This window comes from Streptomyces sp. 4F14, assembly GCF_048159485.1.
Taxonomy (GTDB): Bacteria; Actinomycetota; Actinomycetes; order Streptomycetales; family Streptomycetaceae; genus Streptomyces.
This window is the reverse complement of sequence record NZ_JBLRVY010000223.1, coordinates 1-377: the sequence shown is the minus strand read 5'-3', so window position 1 is coordinate 377 and position 377 is coordinate 1. Positions and strand designations below refer to the sequence as shown.

General features: G+C 72.4%; 1 pseudogene. It reads left to right on the top strand.

Annotation, left to right across the window (positions count from 1 at the left end):
* Positions 1-377, top strand: a pseudogene (locus tag ACLZOT_RS50430) (TROVE domain-containing protein); the annotation flags it as partial.

Below are 377 nucleotides of genomic sequence, written 5' to 3'. Positions count from 1 at the left end.
TCCTGCTGTCCGTCTCCAACTTCGTCTCCCAGAGGACCTTCTACGAGACGGGCGCCGACCGCGACGACCGGTTCGCGCGCCTCGTGCGCGAGCTCGCCGTCACCGACCCCGAGTGGACGGCCGGCCTGCTCGGCTGGCTGCGCGGCGAGGGCAACCTCCGTACGGCATCCGTCGTGGGCGCCGCAGAGTACGTCAAGGCACGCCTGGACGCCGGCGCCACCGACGGCCCGTCGAACCGGCAGGTCATCGCCTCCGTGCTGCAGCGCCCGGACGAGCCCGGCGAGCTGCTCGCGTACTGGACGGCGCTGTACGGCCGTAACGTCCCCAAGCCCGTCAAGCGCGGTATCGCCGACGCCGTACGGCGGCTGTACCACGGC